This is a genomic window from Myroides injenensis M09-0166 (assembly GCF_000246945.1).
Classification (GTDB): domain Bacteria; phylum Bacteroidota; class Bacteroidia; order Flavobacteriales; family Flavobacteriaceae; genus Flavobacterium; species Flavobacterium injenense.
In genome coordinates, this window is the sequence record NZ_BAEX01000078.1 from 1 (window position 1) to 17,547 (window position 17,547).

A 17,547-nucleotide genomic window follows, 5' to 3' on the forward strand; every position below is an offset into this window, starting at 1 on the left:
TTTTTATTATATCAAATTATGATCTTATTCAATTTCTAATCTAACTACATATCCTTCGTAAGTACGAATATTAAATACTGTATTATCTTCAAATATTAAATATTGACCTTTCACTCCTTTAAGTCTGCCTTCAAAGGAAGGGGTCTTCTCTAGGTTTAAGCTTTTTATTTTATCAGGAAACTGTAATACAGGATAATCTATTGAAAATAGATTAGGATCAGTTGTATTAAAATAAGGTTGAACTTCCTCTGGTAATTTAGTTTTTAGTGAATCACGTATTTCTTCTAGATTAATATCTAATATTTCATTTTGAAGCATTCGTCTCCAGTTCGTTTTATCTGTAAAACTATCTTTTAATGCAACCTCAGTAATTCCTGCTAAATAGCGATTAGGTACTTCTACTATTTCAATGGCTCTAGAAGCTCCTTGGTCAATCCATCTTGTAGGAACTTGTGTTTTCCTTGTTACTCCAACTTTAATGTCACTTGCAACAGCTAAATACACGATATGTGGTTGTAATTGTACTTTAGATTCATATTCTAAATCTCTATCTTCTATACCTAAATGAGCAGTACTTAATTCAGGACGCATTATCCAATCTCCTACTGAAGCACTTTTATAGAAGCACTCTTTGCACATTCCTTGTCTAAAAATTTGTTTATGTTGACCGCAGTTTAAGCATTCATAACCTATAAAGTCTATTTTTATTTTTCGATCAAGTATTTGATTAATATTAATAAAGTTATTTTTAAATACTAAGTAGTATTCGATAGGACTGTTAAATTCCGTCTGCATTTTGTTTAAAACTCCTTCGTATAGCATAAATAAAATTGTTATTTTTGGATATGCAGTAAAAATACGAAAACATTTTTGTCTGCTACTTTATACTTTCCATATAAGAGAGTAAGAATATTTGATTAATTCAAAATATATGGCTTTTACAATTATTAATTCTTTTGCGTCATGGATTCTAAAAAAGAGAATCCACCAAATAGATTTGTTTAGAAAATATCCTAATGAGGTTCAAAATGATTTGTTTTTCAGTTTGATTAAGAATAATGAAAAAACATTATTAGGAAAAGAGTTCGATTATGGAAGTATAAAAAATTATGAGACTTTCGCAGAAAGAGTTCCATTGTTTAGATATGAAGAATTTGAACCATATATAGAAAGAGCCCGCCTAGGAGAATCAAATATATTCTGGCCAGAACCAATTCGTTGGTTTGCTAAATCAAGTGGTACTACTAATGCCAAAAGTAAGTTTATTCCTGTTAGTAATGAGGCTTTAGAAAACTGTCATTATAAAGCAGCTAAAGATTTATTATGCCTCTACTTAAATAACAATGAGAATTCACAATTATTCACTGGTAAAAGTTTACGTTTAGGTGGTAGTAAGCAACTCTATGAAAACAATAATACCTTCTTTGGTGATTTGTCTGCAATTCTAATTGATAATATGCCTTTTTGGGCTGAGTTTAGTAGCACTCCTAGTAATAAGACATCTCTTATGTCAGAGTGGGAGAGTAAAATGAAAGCTATTATTAATGAAGTGAGAAATGAGAATGTTACCAGCTTTGCTGGAGTTCCTTCTTGGATGTTAGTGCTATTCAACAGAATTATAGAAGAAACAGGTAGACATGATTTATTAGAATTATGGCCAAATGCTGAGGTGTACTTTCATGGAGGTGTAAGTTTTGAGCCTTATAGAGATCAATATCATAAGCTATTACCTAGTGATAATTTTAGATATTATGAAATTTATAATGCTTCGGAGGGGTTCTTTGCTATTCAGGATCAAAATGATTGTAATGAATTATTGTTAATGCTTGACTATGGTATATTTTACGAATTTATTCCAATGGAAACTTTTGGTACTTCTAATCAAAAAATTATACCATTATCACAAGTAGAGATAGGTAAGAATTATGCGATTGTCATTACGACGAATGCCGGATTAGTGCGCTATTTAATTGGGGATACAGTTAGATTCACAAGTTTATTACCGTATAGGATTAAAATCACTGGTCGTACAAAACATTTTATTAATGTATTTGGTGAAGAGTTAATGATTGAAAATACGGATAGAGCACTTGCTAAAACTTCTGCTGATTTTAATGTTGAAGTAGCTGAATATACTGTAGCTCCTATTTTTATGGATGGAAAAGAAAAAGGTGCTCATGAATGGATTATCGAATTTACTAAAGCTCCTGAGGATCTAGCTAAATTTGGAGAAGTTTTAGATAAAAATTTGCAGAGTTTAAATTCAGATTATGAGGCAAAAAGAACAAATAATATGACTTTAAATCCTTTGATTTTACATAAAGCAAGAAAAAACTTATTTTATGATTGGTTGAAAAATAATAATAAACTTGGAGGACAACATAAAGTACCGAGATTGTCTAATGAGCGTAAATTATTAGAAGAACTATTAAGTATGCAATAAAATATGATTGACTTATAGACATAAAAAAAACCTCGCTTAGCGAGGTTTTTGTTTTTATGAACAGTTTTGCTAATTATTTAGCAGCTTCTTCAGTTTTAACTTCTTCAGTTGCTGGAGCTTCTTCAGTAGTAGTCTCTTCAGTTACTTCTTCAGTTTTAACTTCTTCAGTTGCAGGAGCAACTTCTTCAGTTGTAGTTTCTACTGTTGTTTCTTCTTGAGCTGGTTCTTTTGCAGTTTCTTTACAAGAAACGAAAGATACTCCCATCATAGCTACTAAAGCAATGCTTAAAGCGATTTTTTTCATCTTGATTAATTATAAAAGTTAATTATTAATTCGTGACAAATATATAACTTTTTTAATTCCATTAATTTTTTTTGATTTATTTTTTTTACAAATTTATTTGATTGTAATTATCAGTAAATCAATATGTTTGCTTTTATTTGTTTTTAGGATGAACTAATTTCATCTCTTCAATTAAATGTTTTGCATCTGCAAACTTATCTATGATGAATAAAATGTATCTAGCATCGACCATTATGTTTCTACAAATAGATGGATCGTAATAAATATCGCTCATCGTTCCTTCCCAAACTCGGTCAAAATTTAAGCCTATTAAATTACCATGAGCATCTATTGCAGGACTTCCTGAGTTACCACCAGTTGTGTGATTTGTTGCTATAAAATTGACAGGTAATTTACCATCTTCAGCATATTGACCATAGTCTTTATTATTATATAATTCTACAAGTTTTGCTGGTACATCAAATTCATAATCTCCTGGAACATATTTTTCCATAATACCCTCTAAATGAGTAACAGGCTCATAATATGTTGCATCTTTTGGATAATAACCATCAACTTTTCCATAAGTAACTCTTAGAGTACTATTAGCATCAGGGAATATTCTAGCATCAGGATATAGATCTAACTGTGCTTTCATATAAGTACGTTGCAATGCAGTGATTTGTAAATCTAATTCTTCGTATTTAGGAAGAATATTTTGCAAGTAGTTTTCAAATAATGCTTTAGCAAACAAATATCCTTTATCGTTGTTTAGATTCTGTTGAACTTGTTTAGCATCTCCATTTAAAAGTTCTTTTAAACCTTCTAAAGAAGTTAATTTACTCTCTTTATAGATTTCTTTTGTTATTGCTGGAATATCAGCATTTTTTAAGATTGAAGGTAAGAATTCTTTTGGAGCTTCATTAGCATATTTACTTACTATAGCTTCAAATACTTTTTCGTCAACTTTTGGGCTGTAATTTTTATAAAAACGCTCTTGGCTATTTATTATACTAGCTTTTTTATTATCAAAAGAAGTAGCATTAGTAAAAGATTTTTCAAGAGCAAATACTTTCCATGCAGAAGAAAGTAATTCAGCATTTCTTAATGCTACTTCTGTAAAGAAGTCTTTACTAACTGCATACGGAGTTATTTCTTTATATAATTTCTCGAATTGCGGCAAGATATCAGCATAAGCTTTGGTCTTTTTATTTTTGTTAGCTCTTTCAATAAAATCTTTTTCAAAAGCTTGTTTTGCTTCTACAGCATTTGTTCTTTTTAAACCAAGACTTTCACCAATCCATTTTTTCCAATAATTAGCTGTACTTGCATATTTAGAAGCATATTGAATCTTGATATTTTGCTCAGCACGCATATATTCATCAATAATTTTTAATGCTGAGTCACGTACACCAATTCTTACTGGATTTAAATCATTTACAATTTGCTCAACTGCAAAAGATGGTAGATATTCTTGAGTTCTTCCTGGGTAACCAAATACCATTGTAAAATCTCCTTCAGATATTCCATCTAATGAAATAGGGAAGAAATATTTTGGACGGTATGGTACATTATCTTTTGAGTACAGAGCTGGTTTGTTATCTTTATTTGCATATATGCGGAATAAAGAAAAATCTCCTGTGTGACGTGGCCAAACCCAGTTATCAGTATCAGATCCAAATTTTCCTATTGAAGATGGTGGAGCACCTACTAGTCTTACATCAGTAAAAGTTTCTGTTACGAATAAGATATATTGGTTTCCTTCAAAGAAAGATTTTATTTTATTCTCTTGGTAACTCTCTTTAGGGAAATTAGCTACTGTTTTTGCAATGTTTTGTGCAATTTTAGATTGTTTTACTTGTTCAGAATCTTTTGGATTGATTCCAGACATTACATCTTTTGTTACATCTTCTATACGTACTATAAAAGTAACTTCTAAATTATCGTTAGGTAATTCTTCTGCTTGTGATTTTGCCCAAAAACCATTTGCTAAATAATCATTTTCTACAGAAGAATGCGCTTGTATCTGTCCGTAACCACAGTGGTGGTTTGTTAATAATAAACCTTGTGGAGATATAACTTCTGAAGTACAACCTCCATTAAAATGAGGTACTGCATCCTTCATACTAGAATTATTGACATCATAAATATCTTGCACAGACATCTTCATCCCTAGACTTTGCATCTCAGTTTCATTCATTCCTTTTAAAAGAGAAGGAATCCACATACCTCCTTGTTGACCGTAGATAGGCAAGGCAACAAGAACTAGTAGCGCTTTAAATAAATGTTTAATTTTTAAATTCATAAAAAGTGTTAGTTAGAATTGTATTTCGCGGCAAGATACAATTTATAGCTTAAAGGGTAAAGTAGTTTTTTATTTGCTCTTTTTGTCGAACTATTGTTTTGTTGAGGTTTTGCTATTTGAGGTTGTCTTGACTTTTGTAAAATAAAGAAGAAGAGTTATAGAAATTTCAGAATACTAAAAAGTCAAGATGAGTTTATCTAATTATTTCAAAGTCTTGTTGAAGAGGAGTGCCTAAAATGATTCTTGGAATATTTCATTCCGTATATACCTTTATTACTATAGAAGCTATGATTTTTTCAACAATGCGTCAACACTTCTTTAAGATTCCTTCAACAAATAGCCCTCTATATGGAGCAATCAAGGGGAAGTGTTGAAGAAGTGTTGAAGGAATTTGCTCTAATGCTTATGAATACTGGCTTAAGCAAGCACTCCAATTTTCACTCATTAAATCATTTTTAAGCTAAGGTGTTGTATTTTAATTAGATATGTTTTTTTGTGGTTAAAAAAAGTGAGGTGTTTTTTATTTCGCTTAGATAATTAAAAGTGTTTATCGAAAACTTAAAACGAGTAGTAAAAAGGTTATATTTTTTAAAATCTTAGAGGCTAGTTCTTCCATTTCTTGATACCATAGATTTCTGAAACTATTTAAGATAAAGCTCATCTTGTAAATTTATGTCGTCACCATAATTTGAATTATTGCTATAAATTTTGATATTATTAGCTACTTTTTAGTTCTGTTATTTATAGTTTTAGTACCTTTCTTGTAATTAGTAAATAGGTAAAAAATGATGAATTATAAACTGAGTAATGGAGTTCTAGTTCCTAAAATTGGTTTTGGAACTTGGAAATTAGCAGAAGGAGATGAAACAGTGAAAACAGTGCTGACAGCTTTAGAGGTAGGGTATAGACATATAGATACTGCTTATTTTTATAAAAATGAAGTTAGTATAGGTAAAGCATTATCAGAAACGGATATTGATAGAAAGGATATTTTTCTTACTACCAAACTTTGGAATGCTGACAGAGGTTATGATCAAACATTGAAAGCCTTTGAGATTTCTTTAAATAATTTAGAGGTAGATTATATCGATTTATATTTGATACACTGGCCTGCAGCCGCTCATCAATTTGAAGATTGGCAGCAAATTAATTCTGAAACTTGGAAGGCATTTGAGTATCTCTACAATAAAGGGCTCGTAAGAGCAATCGGGATAAGTAATTTTCAGAAACATCATTTAGAACCCTTAATTGCTACTGCTGATATAAAACCCATGGTAAATCAATTAGAATTTCATCCTGGGTTTCTACAAGAGGATATCATTAACTATTGTGAAAAAGAAGATATCTTAGTAGAAGCATGGAGTCCTTTAGGACGAGGGAATGTTTTAGATAATATGGAGTTACAAAGGATTGCTGCAAAATATAATGTATCAGTAGCTCAATTATGCCTTAGATGGATAATACAAAAAGGACATCTGCCAATTCCTAAATCATCTAGTATTGAACGAATGAAAAACAACTTAAATATTTTTAATTTTAACATTGAAGATAGTGATGTTGTGGCTATCGATAATTTACCTTATATTGGTGGTTCGGGACAAAATCCTGATTCCATAGACTTTTAATTTTAAAAGTTCATGTATAGTACAATTATTAATTCATATAAAAAAGGCAGATAAACTCTAGGTTTAACTGCCTTTTTAACTTTAAAATATATGTTGTATTATCTTGTCAGTTGCATTTTTATTTCTAAGAATAAAATCATTGTTTATAGCTCCTAACTCTTTACATTTTGCCTTATTTTTTAAAAGTCTATCAAAGTTTGCGTCTAATTCTTCTTGGTTTTTAATGACAATACAACCCCCTAATGAGATAAGATCTTTTGCTTCTTGGAATTTTTTATAATTAGGTCCTATAATTACAGGTACTCCATAAGTTGCCGCTTCTAGTATATTGTGAATACCACTTCCAAAGCCACCGCCTATATATGCAATTGTAGCGTAGCTATAAGCTTTAGTCAATAAGCTATAAGTATCTATAATGTACACTTTAGTGTTTTTTAAATCACTGTTTGTATGTTGTGAGTGTAAAACTGTTGGTACATTAAGTGCGTTAACTAAATTATCAATTTGTTCCTTTTTAATATTGTGTGGTGCAAAAATATATTTTACGTTGTTTTCTTTATGGCTATTAATATAGGTTGCAATCAATTTTTCATCTTCTGGCCAGGAACTCCCAATTACGATTGTATCTACTGTTTTATCATTAGTAAAGTCATCTAAGAATGTAAGCTGATTGTCTTTTTCTAGTATCTGACTTACACGATCAAATCTAGTATCACCTACAATAGACACATTCTCTTTTCCTATGCTATTTAGTAAATCTCTAGAAATTTGATTTTGTACAAAAAAATAGGTAAATGCATCTAGAGCTTTTCTGTAAAACGATCCATACGATTTAAAGAAAACTTGGTCTGGTCGTAAAATTCCAGATACAAGATAGGTAGGGATTTTATGCTTTTTTATTTGGTTTAAATAGTTTGGCCAATATTCATATTTTACAAAAAATATCTTTTCAGGATGTACTAACTGTAAAAAATGTTTGGCATTTTTATTTGTATCCATAGGTAGATATATAGTAGCATCTGCAATGGCATTATTCTTTTTTACTTCATAACCAGAAGGGGAGAAAAAAGTAAGTACAATTTTATGAGTAGGAAACTTTTCTTTTAGCTTTTCCATGATAGGTAACCCTTGTTCATATTCTCCTAACGAAGCAACATGTATCCAGAATACTTTGTCATTAGGATTTATTTTATCTTTTAATATGGAAAATGACTCTTTTCTTCCCTTGATAAAAAGGCTGATTTTTTTATTAAATAGAGCAACTATTTGTAGAACAAATTGGACTATATAAGTGATTATATTATAGATAAAAAACATATTAAAAACTTTATGTAGCGAAATTACGTTTCTTTCAATAAAGAATAAGCTTTGGAGCTAAGAATTTATTATTTTTGTAGAGATAAATAAAATCAGAAAAATTAGCTGTTTGTAGTGTTAAGTTTTTGAACAACAGTATATATGGCTTTAAGATACTAAAGAATATTAGGATGAAAAAAATTCAAATGGTTGACTTGAAAAGTCAATATGAAGGAATTAAAGATGAAGTAAATGCTTCAATTCAAGAAGTTTTAGAAACTACAGCTTTTGTAAATGGACCTCAAGTTCATTCTTTTCAAGAAAATTTAGAAAAGTATTTAGGAGTAAAACATGTAATTCCATGTGCAAATGGAACTGATGCTTTACAAATCGCTATGATGGGATTAGGATTAAAAGAAGGTGATGAAGTGATAACAGCTGATTTTACTTTTGCTGCAACTGTAGAAGTTATTGCTTTATTAAAGTTAACACCAGTTTTAGTAGATGTGTGCCCAGATTCTTTTAATATATCAATCGAAGCGCTTAAAAAAGCTATTACTCCTCGTACAAAAGCGATTGTTCCAGTTCACTTATTTGGACAAGCTGCTAATATGGAGGCTATCATGGAAGTAGCTAAAGAACATAACTTATATGTAATTGAAGATAACGCACAAGGAATTGGTGCTGATTATACGTATAGTGACGGTAAGAAAGTTAAGACAGGTACTGTAGGTCATGTAAGTGCTACATCGTTTTTCCCATCAAAAAATCTTGGTTGTTATGGAGATGGTGGTGCTATTTTTACAAATGATGACAATTTAGCTCATATCATTAGAGGTATTGTTAATCATGGTATGTATGAGCGTTATCACCATGATGTTGTAGGAGTAAACTCTCGTTTAGATAGCATTCAAGCAGCGGTTTTAAATGCTAAACTACCAAAATTAGATTCTTATAATAATGCTAGAAAGAATGCTGCTAAAAAATATTCAGAAGCATTAGCTAACCATCCGAATATCATTACTCCAAAGATTGAAGGGAATGATGATAGTCATGTGTTTCACCAATATACATTGCGTATTGTAAATGCAGATAGAAATGGTTTAATGGCACATTTACAGTCTAAAGGTATTCCATGCGCTATTTATTATCCAATACCACTGCATCTTCAAAAAGCTTATTTGGATCCACGTTATAAAGAAGAAGATTTCCCTGTTACTAATCAATTAGTTCAAGAAGTACTTTCTCTACCAATGCATTCTGAATTAGAAGATGATCAAATTAAGTTTATTACTGACGAAATTAAAGCGTTTCTAGGATAGTAATATCGATAAATATAAAAAAGAGGTGATTTACATATTGTAAATCACCTCTTTTTTTATTCTTAAATTTTAATACTTATTTTTTAGGATATGTATAGTGATTAATGATAAAAGATACAATTGCACATGCCATTAGCGATAGTGCTACAATAGTCATTTTTCCGTTATTTAAGCTGTTTAATAAAACAGATGTTATAAATGTAAATGCTAGTTGGGATGCACCGAATAGAGCAGAGGCAGTTCCTGATTCTGCTTTAAAGGGAGCTAGTGCTAATGTGGTTGATGTTGGGAAAAGCATACCTAATGGCAAGACAAAGAAAAATAATGGAATTAATTGTAAATAGATAGATAAATTAAGGTCAATAAGTAACCATAATACCCCTGCAGATACAATTTGAATACTACTTCCAAGTTTTATAATGTCTTTTGGATCTAATCTTTTGCGTAAGACAGATGAGGTTAGAAATGACCCTAGCATTAAACCACATGAGTTAAGCATAAAGACAAAACTAAATTGTGTACTTGACAATCCTCCTGCCTCCATTACTAATACAGGAGAATTCGAAATATAAAGCATTAAACAGCTATACGCTATACTTCCTATTACTGTATAAGTAATAAAAATTTTATGCTTAAAGAGGTTGCTGTAATTCTTTAATATCGTTTGAAGTTTATGATTGGTATTCGAAACAGTTGGTGGATCTTCTTTTAAGAAGAATGTCGTCATTAATATACTTAGAGTAGCAAAACATGCCATTGCTGTAAATACGTGTTGCCAATCAAAGAATTTAAGGATTACGTTTCCTAGTATAGGTGCCATAATAGGAGCTATTCCTCCAATTAATGCAAGAATACTAAATATCTTAAGGGTATGGTCTTTGTCAAAACGTTTATTTACAATTGCTCTTGCTATAACGACACCACCACTACTACCAAAAGCTTGTAAAAAGCGATAAAACCACATTACTTTAATTTCCTGTACATAAATACAAGCCAATGAAGAGATAATAAATATGGATAGCGATATTAAAATAGGTCGTTTACATCCATACTTATCAGATATTGGTCCCCAAAATAATTGACCAATAGCTAAACCACCTAAGAAGGTAGATAGCGATATTTGTACTCGATTGATTTCAGTACTTAAATCTTTTGCAATTGTTGGAAATGCTGGTAAATACATGTCTATTGCTAAAGGACCTAATGCTGTTAAGCTTACAAGAGTGAATATTAATATCCACTCTTGCATTGAGAGTTTTTCCAATTTTTTTAAGAAATAGAAAATCCTTGGTTAATTTAAGACCAAGGATTTTAGTTAATAATAATATTGTTGTAAAAAATAATATAAGTCTATGCTGAATGTGTTTCAGAATCTTTATTGATTTTTTTAATTAATCCTACTAACACTTTCCCTGGTCCAACTTCAGTAAAAGAAGTTGCTCCATCTGCAATCATTTGCTGTACAGACTGTGTCCATTTAACAGGAGCAGTCAACTGAAGTATTAGATTCTTTTTAATTTCATCAGGATTGTTTACAGCACTAGCTGTTACATTTTGATAAACAGGACAAGTAGGCTGATTGAAAGTAGTTGATTCAATTGCAGCAGCTAGTTCTTCTCTTGCAGGTTCCATCATAGGTGAGTGGAAAGCTCCACCAACAAGAAGGATCAGTGCACGTTTTGCACCAGCTTCTTTTAATGCTTCACATGCTTTTTCTACAGCTGATGTTTCCCCAGAGATTACTAATTGACCAGGACAATTATAGTTTGCAGCTACTACCACACCGTCAATTTCATTACAAATTTTTTCTACTATTTCATCTTCTAGTCCTAAAACGGCAGCCATAGTAGATGGTTTTATTTCGCAAGCCTTTTGCATTGCTAAAGCTCTCTTAGAAACTAATTTTAGAGCATCTTCAAAAGCTAAAGTACCATTAGCTACTAAAGCAGAAAATTCACCTAGAGAGTGACCAGCTACCATTTCTGGTTTAAAGTCTTCTAATGTTTTAGCCAAAATAACGGAATGCAAAAATACTGCTGGTTGTGTAACTTTTGTTTCTTTTAATTGGTCTGCTGTTCCTTCAAACATTATATCTGTAATTCTAAAGCCTAAAATTTCATTAGCTTTTTCAAACATTTCTTTAGCAATTGCTGAATTTTCGTACAAGTCTTTTCCCATTCCTGTGAATTGGGCTCCTTGACCTGGAAAAACATATGCCTTCATAAGTCTAGTTTTAAATTGAAATACAAAAATACGGTATTTTTATTATTTAATCCAATGCCAATAAAAAAAGCCATTCGCAATGCGAATGGCTTTTAGTTTATAATTTGTAATAATATTATTGTAAAATACCAACTCTATTATCTTTAATTTTTGCTTTGTCTTTAAGTACATTCATAACTCTCATTTGAACATAGCTTCTTTCTTGATTTTCAATTCTATTTTTATAAGAATCATAGTTATTAAGAGCAGTTGCTTTATCAAGGTTTTTTGTTTTAACCATGTAGACACCTTGTAGTCCATTGATAAGTTTAGAATTAGCGTCGATAGCTGTAGCTATAGCTGTTCCTACAACAGTTGGTTCATAACCAATACTTGTAAGAAGAGGAGCTTTTAAAGTTACATCAGTTACTGCTGCGATAGATGCATTAGTATTTTTTGAAACTTCTTCAATAGTAGAACCGTTCATTTTCTTTCTTATGATTTCAGCTTTCTTCTCATTCATTAAGATAGGCTCTATGATTGGTCTTGCTTCTTCTAAAGGTAAAAGACCAGTATTGTTTTTAGATTTAAGTTTTACAATAACATGTCCATCAGCATTGTCAAAACGTTTTGTGTCACCATCTTTAGTGTCTTTATTAAAAGCCCAAGTAATGATTGAACGTTGGTTACCAATACCTGGTAATGCCTCTTCAAAAGGACGTACAGTTACATCTTTCTCGATTTTGAAACCTAAGTCAGTAGCAGTTGCTAAGAAATCAGTTGCTTTAGTAGCATCTTGTTCTAGAGTTGTTGCTTTAGTAAATAACTCATCAGCAGTAGCATCAGATACTTCTATTTGTCTTGCGATAGTTGCTAATTTAACACCATCGTTTTTAGAAACAACTTGAATAACATGGAATCCAAAGTCAGTTTCCACTAGACCTATTTTACCAGCTGCATTATTGAAAATAAATTCATCAAAAGGTTTAACCATTTGTCCTTTTGCAATACCTTCATATTTTCCACCGTTATTTTTTGAGCCTGGATCTTCTGTTTCTAAAGCAGCAACTGATGCAAATGAAGATGGATCAGCTTGTACTTTTTTTAGTATTTCTTCTGCTTTAGCTTTAGCTTCGTCTTTTGATCTACTAGCTCCTGGTACTGCAGCACCTTGGTAAGAAATTAATATATGTGCAGCATCTACACTAGCTCCTGCTTTTTTATCAACAGCTCTTGTAATGCAATAGTAGTCTCCCATTACGTAAGGACCATATACTTGTCCTACAGGTAGATTATATAATTCTTCTTGGTACTCTAATGGTAAATCTTTCTTAGCGTAGTAAAGAGTATCAAATTTAATATCTGAATTTGCATTTACGAATGATTCAATATCTTTCACTGTTTTAAATCCAGGAAGGGTATCATTCTTTTTAGTTTCAGCATTATATTGTACAGTTGGCTGTAAATAGCCTTCTATGATTTCTTTTACTGCTTCTTTATCGTTATCTGAAGGAACACTAGGAATGTAAGCGTACTCTAACTCACTAGTTAATTCAGATTTGAATCTATTCTCATGTTGTTTCATATAATTGATGATAGAAGCATCATCGATAGCAGCCTCTTCATTGTTAACTGTCGAATAAGGTACAGTAACATAATCAAAAGATACTTTATCATTCTCAGCAGTATATACAGCTTTAGCATCAGCTTGTGTTGTATACATTCCTCCTTGAATTAAAGCAAAGAACATTTGTTGTAAACCAAATTTCTCTAATTCTTTCTCATAAGCTAACCATGCATTCCATTGCTCTTGTCCTGAATTTTTCATCATTAAGACAAAAGAATTGAATTTCTCAATGCTAAACTGTCCTAATTCATTTTGAAAGTTAGGGTCATTAGCAAAAGAAGGATGTGATTTTACAACGTTTACTAATTGATCTGGACCAATTTGTAAACCAAGTTTTTCAAACTCAGAAGTAAGAATGATATTGTTTACCTCATTATTCCAAACAGCAATAGATGCTTGAGTATTACTCATTTGACCATTTTTTTCTGCTTGGGTTACCTTATGCAGAAATTCCTGTGTGTTAATTTCTTGACCATTAACCTCGCCAATGTTGCGAGACATGCCTCCACCAGTACTTCTAACAACGTCACCAATGACGAATGCTAATAAAGCAATTCCAATTACTGCAATTAACAGTGCGGACTTTTGTCTAATTTTTGATAAAACTGCCATGCTTTTTTATTATGTGTAATTTTTTTCAGTGAGCGAAAATACAATTATCTTATTAATAATAAAAGGGGTAGTGTTATTATTTTAGTATTTATGATGCTTTTTTTATTATTTAATACTGCGAATTAGTGAAAGATTCTTTTAATAATTATTTAAGAAGAAAATTATTTGTAATAATAGTATTGAGAATAAGCATCTTAATGCCTTAGGAAAAGAGAATTGTTTTACTGTTTGTTAAGTTTTTTATGATTTACTCAAATTGTAGCGTAATTGTATGGGGTATCTATTTCCTTGTGTAAACTATATAAATTTATAAGATAAAAGTGTTTTGTTAGTTTAAGTTTATTCTAGAATATTAGATTTTACTAATGACATTATCTAAGAATTTTGCAATCTTAAATATATTATAGAAAGCCTTAAATTAAGGTGATATAAAACAAGAGCGGGATATCTATTTTAGTATATCCCGCTCTTGTTTTATAATATTTACTTTTTGTTGTAATTGTCCATTCGCTTAGCAAATTTTCTTCTAAAAAAGAACATGAAAATTGCTACTCCTGCTATTACAAAACTTAACCAAAAGTTAGATTCGCTAGCTTGTATTTTTGTCACTCCATCATAGATAAAAAGGAGTGCTATAAATAAATAGAAAAAAGGTATGATTCGCAATGCTTTCATTATTTGTCTTTTTTAAGGTTTTCTACGTAACTATTTCTAGTTTTTATGGTAAGTAATTTACTGTCAAAATCTATTCCTGTTCCTTGAATAAAATTGTCTTTATTTTCAGAAGCTTTATATTTCCCCTCTGTAAATAACCAATCATTTTTTTGGTCAAAATAGAGTTGATCTGACTCTAATTTTTTTCCATCATGCATAGTAATGACAACATTTCCTTGCAAATCTATTAAACCTGTCAGTGCATATCTAATAGCATAATCCGATACAACAGTATTCTTGTTATTATCTTTATCAAAGAAGATGACTTCTATACCTTCAGGAAATTCATTAAATTGATTTTTTACATTGGTATAATCAAGCATTTTTGGACTGATTAATATCGCTTTTACCTTTCCTGAGTCAATATATTGCCCATACATCGTATCTATTATTCCAATAGGAAAAAATGTAGTAGTGTTATACTGATGAATTTTTTTAAAATTACTCTCACAAGCAGTTAATATTAATATACTACTTAGTAAAATTAAAAAAGGAATAGTACGCTTTGATGCTTTTATCATTTCGTTATGATGCTATCTTATTCAAATCTTCTACGTTTAAACCAAATGTCATTTAATGAGAAACCAACTGACATATTAAAGTAGTTTTCTTTAATTAAATCATGTGATTTTGTACCTCTTTGACCATATTCAAAACCAACATTTAAGTTTGTACCGTTTCTACCAATTGGGAAACCAAAACCTGCTGATAATGCGTAGTCATTTATTGAAGTATTATTTAAAACTAAACCTGTGTTTTCATAACGAAGTCCCGCTCTATAAGTAATTCTATCAAAGTAACTAACATAAGAATAGTACTTAGGAATATAAAAACCACCTACAGAATATCTTCTAGAGTTTTCGAAAGAAGCAATTGGCGATGTATTCCAAGTAGTTGATAATTTACTGTTCTCTGTAAAAGTAAATTGACCACCTACAAACCATTTCATGTTTTTTCCGATACCTGTCCCTACTGATAGAACTTGTGGGTTTTTCATTTTTTTGCTGGCATCAGTCATTGTCATTTGATCTAAAATACGACCAGGGTTGTAAACATCGTATGTCTGCAATTTTGTAACATTATCTGTTGTCCACTGTATTTCTGGGCTATAGGTAATGTTAGCTTGCCAATCGTAGTCTTTAAATTTACCAGCATATTGAGCTGCTAGATTTAATGAGAAACCCTTATAGTCAATTCTTCTTTGTTCTAATGTTTGAGTAGCTAAAGCTATTCCGTCACCACGGTCTTTAATCCAAGTATATGTGTCATTGTCCGTATGACCAAAATTATACCCTGCATCAATACCAACTTGTAGATTTGGCATTACTTTATATCCTAAAGCTAAAAAAACTTTATTTACTCCACCATCTCCTTCGTAAGAATTCGTTGTAATTCTTCCTTCAGCATTTGTATGAAGACCTGTCATTTTGTAGCCTACATTAGAAAAAGGTAGTAATCCAAACATTACACCTAGTTTTTCATTTATAAGAGGAAATCCTAACGCGACATAATCCAGAGTTTGTCTCTTTACATTATCACTATGGTGATCGGATTTGAAGTCATAGAATTTAGAAGTTGCTCCTAATGAAAAGGTTGTTTTTTGTAAAGAACCCAAAGTAGCTGGGTTTTTTAGATTCAGGTGTATACTATCACTGTAAACACTTGTACCTCCCATAGCTTTGTACTCGTTTGTAATATTAGAGTTTTGGTCTCCAACTCCATAGAATGAATATGGAGATGCGGTTCCTTGTTGCGCTACGGCAGCTGTTCCAAATACCAAGCTAAAGCTTAGAAGAATTTTTTTTATCATTTTCAATTATGTATTGATATAAAGTGTTCAAACTCTCTAATAAAAAGTTTGAATTAGCAAATATTATATTTTTTAATCTTTTGTCCAAAAAAAGTGTATCCCCACCTGTTAAAATTATTGTTAATTCAGGATATAACTGCTTGTAAGAATTAATAATACCATCAATTTCTAGACATACTCCATTTATTATTCCCGAATGTATTGCTTTTTCTGTACTATTGCCTATAATAAAATCAATATTAGTAGGGGAGAGTAAAGGAAGTTTGGCAGTATAATCATTTAATGATTTATAGCGCAACTTAATTCCAGGTGATATCGCTCCACCTAGATATTCATTATCTTTATTTATAAAATCATAAGTAATGCAAGTTCCCACGTCAATAATTAATCTATGTGCATTGGGATAATTTAATACTGCACCTGCAGATAAAACCATTCTATCTATGCCAAGAGTATGTGGAGTTGCATATTTATTTATGAAAGGGAAAGTTGTATTATGCGTTATAGTGATTAAATTCGTGTTTTGTTGCAACCATTCAATAGCCTCAATATCTACTTTACCTACTGACGAAAGAATTATTTTAGTGTCTTTTGGTAGTTCTTTAAAAAAAAGTTGAAAATTTTTTAAAAAGTTTTCTTTCTCAAATATTTCTGTTTTTGAAATGCTATTGTTTTCAAATAGAGCTATTTTGGTTCTTGTATTGCCGATATCTACGGTTAGAATCATTAGTGTTTGTTTAGATTTGTCAAAGGTAGTGAATGATTTTTTTATTAAAAAGTTTTGGAAGTATGAAAATGTGTTCTATATTTGCAACCGCTTAAGAGAACAAGATTCTCGAGTTGTTAAAGGCATTTGGTGCCTTAGCTCAGTTGGTAGAGCAAAGGACTGAAAATCCTTGTGTCCCTGGTTCGATTCCTGGAGGCACCACTAAATTACCTTTAACAGCAATAAGAAATTGAGGTGCCTTAGCTCAGTTGGTAGAGCAAAGGACTGAAAATCCTTGTGTCCCTGGTTCGATTCCTGGAGGCACCACTAATATTCTTATTGTATAATCCACTGGTGCCTTAGCTCAGTTGGTAGAGCAAAGGACTGAAAATCCTTGTGTCCCTGGTTCGATTCCTGGAGGCACCACCAGAAAGCCGATACGTAAGTATCGGCTTTTTTTATACTGCATATATTATGGATCAGTCCCAAAAGTGGGATCAAGTGCAAAAGGGATCAAGTTCAAAAGTTGGGGACTAGGCAAAAAGTTTGGTCAATCTGAAAAGGAAAAACGACTTATCTCTCACTCCTCTATACATCATACG

The 17,547-nt window shown here is 31.1% G+C and carries 14 protein-coding genes and 3 tRNA genes; 6 read left to right on the plus strand and 11 right to left on the minus strand.

The genetic code is table 11. The features are described 5' to 3' along the window. Positions 1-24: 24 nt before the first annotated feature. The gene (locus RH98_RS11930; RefSeq protein ID WP_010255083.1) at positions 25-822 is read right to left on the minus strand and encodes a DUF2797 domain-containing protein; all 798 of its coding nucleotides are present in this window, start codon (positions 820-822) and stop codon (positions 25-27) included. A 109-nt stretch (positions 823-931) separates the two neighbouring features. Between RH98_RS11930 and RH98_RS11935 the strand changes: the two genes are divergently transcribed. Beyond that, entirely contained in the window at positions 932-2,443 is a 1,512-nt protein-coding gene (locus RH98_RS11935) for a GH3 auxin-responsive promoter family protein (protein WP_010255085.1), read from the plus strand. Positions 2,444-2,516: 73 nt separating this feature from the next. Here RH98_RS11935 and RH98_RS11940 read toward each other — a convergent pair whose 3' ends face one another. Together RH98_RS11940 and RH98_RS11945 are read right to left on the minus strand one after the other, a co-directional pair. Beyond that, positions 2,517-2,747, minus strand: coding sequence for a hypothetical protein (locus RH98_RS11940; RefSeq protein ID WP_010255088.1), 231 nt, complete (start codon positions 2,745-2,747; stop codon positions 2,517-2,519). Positions 2,748-2,880: 133 nt separating this feature from the next. After that, on the minus strand, positions 2,881-5,031 hold the full coding sequence (locus tag RH98_RS11945; RefSeq protein ID WP_010255091.1) for a S46 family peptidase: 2,151 nt from the start codon (positions 5,029-5,031) through the stop codon (positions 2,881-2,883). Between the two features lie 785 nt (positions 5,032-5,816). On the opposite strand from RH98_RS11945, the gene RH98_RS11950 reads away from it, so the two are divergent. Next, on the plus strand, positions 5,817-6,656 hold the full coding sequence (locus RH98_RS11950) for an aldo/keto reductase (protein ID WP_026038882.1): 840 nt from the start codon (positions 5,817-5,819) through the stop codon (positions 6,654-6,656). Positions 6,657-6,737: 81 nt separating this feature from the next. Here the strand turns inward: RH98_RS11950 and RH98_RS11955 are convergent, their stop codons facing one another. After that, positions 6,738-7,973 carry a 3-deoxy-D-manno-octulosonic acid transferase gene (locus RH98_RS11955; RefSeq protein ID WP_010255095.1) on the minus strand — a complete coding sequence of 412 codons (1,236 nt, stop codon included), beginning with the start codon at positions 7,971-7,973 and terminating at the stop codon, positions 6,738-6,740. Positions 7,974-8,143: 170 nt separating this feature from the next. On the opposite strand from RH98_RS11955, the gene RH98_RS11960 reads away from it, so the two are divergent. Next, complete coding sequence (locus RH98_RS11960) at positions 8,144-9,274, plus strand: DegT/DnrJ/EryC1/StrS family aminotransferase (protein ID WP_010255096.1); 1,131 nt, start codon at positions 8,144-8,146, stop codon at positions 9,272-9,274. A gap of 76 nt (positions 9,275-9,350) precedes the next feature. Here the strand turns inward: RH98_RS11960 and RH98_RS11965 are convergent, their stop codons facing one another. From RH98_RS11965 to RH98_RS11995, 7 genes are all read right to left on the minus strand, one after another. Continuing rightward, entirely contained in the window at positions 9,351-10,538 is a 1,188-nt protein-coding gene (locus RH98_RS11965) for a multidrug effflux MFS transporter (protein ID WP_026038883.1), read from the minus strand. 86 nt (positions 10,539-10,624) lie between these two features. Next, positions 10,625-11,497: an ACP S-malonyltransferase gene (gene fabD, locus RH98_RS11970; RefSeq protein ID WP_010255099.1), complete on the minus strand. Its 873-nt coding sequence runs from the start codon at positions 11,495-11,497 to the stop codon at positions 10,625-10,627. Between the two features lie 115 nt (positions 11,498-11,612). After that, complete coding sequence (locus tag RH98_RS11975) at positions 11,613-13,715, minus strand: peptidylprolyl isomerase (RefSeq protein WP_010255100.1); 2,103 nt, start codon at positions 13,713-13,715, stop codon at positions 11,613-11,615. 483 nt (positions 13,716-14,198) lie between these two features. After that, positions 14,199-14,390, minus strand: a complete 192-nt coding sequence (locus RH98_RS11980; RefSeq protein ID WP_010255101.1) for a hypothetical protein — start codon at positions 14,388-14,390, stop codon at positions 14,199-14,201. Further along, a complete protein-coding gene (lptC, locus tag RH98_RS11985; RefSeq protein WP_010255103.1) occupies positions 14,390-14,950 on the minus strand; it encodes an LPS export ABC transporter periplasmic protein LptC in 561 nt (186 codons plus the stop codon). Before lptC ends, RH98_RS11980 begins: the two co-directional genes overlap by 1 nt. 17 nt (positions 14,951-14,967) lie before the next feature. Further along, entirely contained in the window at positions 14,968-16,239 is a 1,272-nt protein-coding gene (bamG, locus tag RH98_RS11990; protein ID WP_010255105.1) for a BamG family beta-barrel-assembly machinery protein, read from the minus strand. After that, the gene (locus RH98_RS11995) at positions 16,211-16,966 is read right to left on the minus strand and encodes a type III pantothenate kinase (protein ID WP_010255106.1); all 756 of its coding nucleotides are present in this window, start codon (positions 16,964-16,966) and stop codon (positions 16,211-16,213) included. Before RH98_RS11995 ends, bamG begins: the two co-directional genes overlap by 29 nt. 128 nt (positions 16,967-17,094) lie before the next feature. On the opposite strand from RH98_RS11995, the gene RH98_RS12000 reads away from it, so the two are divergent. The 3 genes from RH98_RS12000 to RH98_RS12010 all read left to right on the plus strand — a co-directional run bounded on the left by RH98_RS12000 (position 17,095) and on the right by RH98_RS12010 (position 17,374). Next, positions 17,095-17,167, plus strand: a tRNA-Phe gene (locus RH98_RS12000). Positions 17,168-17,199: 32 nt separating this feature from the next. Then, positions 17,200-17,272 (plus strand) — tRNA-Phe (locus tag RH98_RS12005). 26 nt (positions 17,273-17,298) lie between these two features. Next, a tRNA-Phe gene (locus tag RH98_RS12010) sits at positions 17,299-17,374 on the plus strand. The last annotated feature ends 173 nt before the right edge of the window (positions 17,375-17,547 follow it).

Coding starts and splice junctions, on each gene's coding strand:
- RH98_RS11950 (WP_026038882.1), top strand. CDS start 5,817: ATGATGAATTATAAACTGAGTAATGGAGTTCTAGTTCCTAAAATTGGT.
- RH98_RS11995 (WP_010255106.1), bottom strand. CDS start 16,966: ATGATTCTAACCGTAGATATCGGCAATACAAGAACCAAAATAGCTCTA.
- RH98_RS11975 (WP_010255100.1), bottom strand. CDS start 13,715: ATGGCAGTTTTATCAAAAATTAGACAAAAGTCCGCACTGTTAATTGCA.
- lptC (WP_010255103.1), bottom strand. CDS start 14,950: ATGATAAAAGCATCAAAGCGTACTATTCCTTTTTTAATTTTACTAAGT.
- RH98_RS11935 (WP_010255085.1), top strand. CDS start 932: ATGGCTTTTACAATTATTAATTCTTTTGCGTCATGGATTCTAAAAAAG.
- RH98_RS11930 (WP_010255083.1), bottom strand. CDS start 822: ATGCTATACGAAGGAGTTTTAAACAAAATGCAGACGGAATTTAACAGT.
- RH98_RS11980 (WP_010255101.1), bottom strand. CDS start 14,390: ATGAAAGCATTGCGAATCATACCTTTTTTCTATTTATTTATAGCACTC.
- RH98_RS11955 (WP_010255095.1), bottom strand. CDS start 7,973: ATGTTTTTTATCTATAATATAATCACTTATATAGTCCAATTTGTTCTA.
- RH98_RS11945 (WP_010255091.1), bottom strand. CDS start 5,031: ATGAATTTAAAAATTAAACATTTATTTAAAGCGCTACTAGTTCTTGTT.
- fabD (WP_010255099.1), bottom strand. CDS start 11,497: ATGAAGGCATATGTTTTTCCAGGTCAAGGAGCCCAATTCACAGGAATG.
- RH98_RS11940 (WP_010255088.1), bottom strand. CDS start 2,747: ATGAAAAAAATCGCTTTAAGCATTGCTTTAGTAGCTATGATGGGAGTA.
- RH98_RS11960 (WP_010255096.1), top strand. CDS start 8,144: ATGAAAAAAATTCAAATGGTTGACTTGAAAAGTCAATATGAAGGAATT.
- bamG (WP_010255105.1), bottom strand. CDS start 16,239: ATGATAAAAAAAATTCTTCTAAGCTTTAGCTTGGTATTTGGAACAGCT.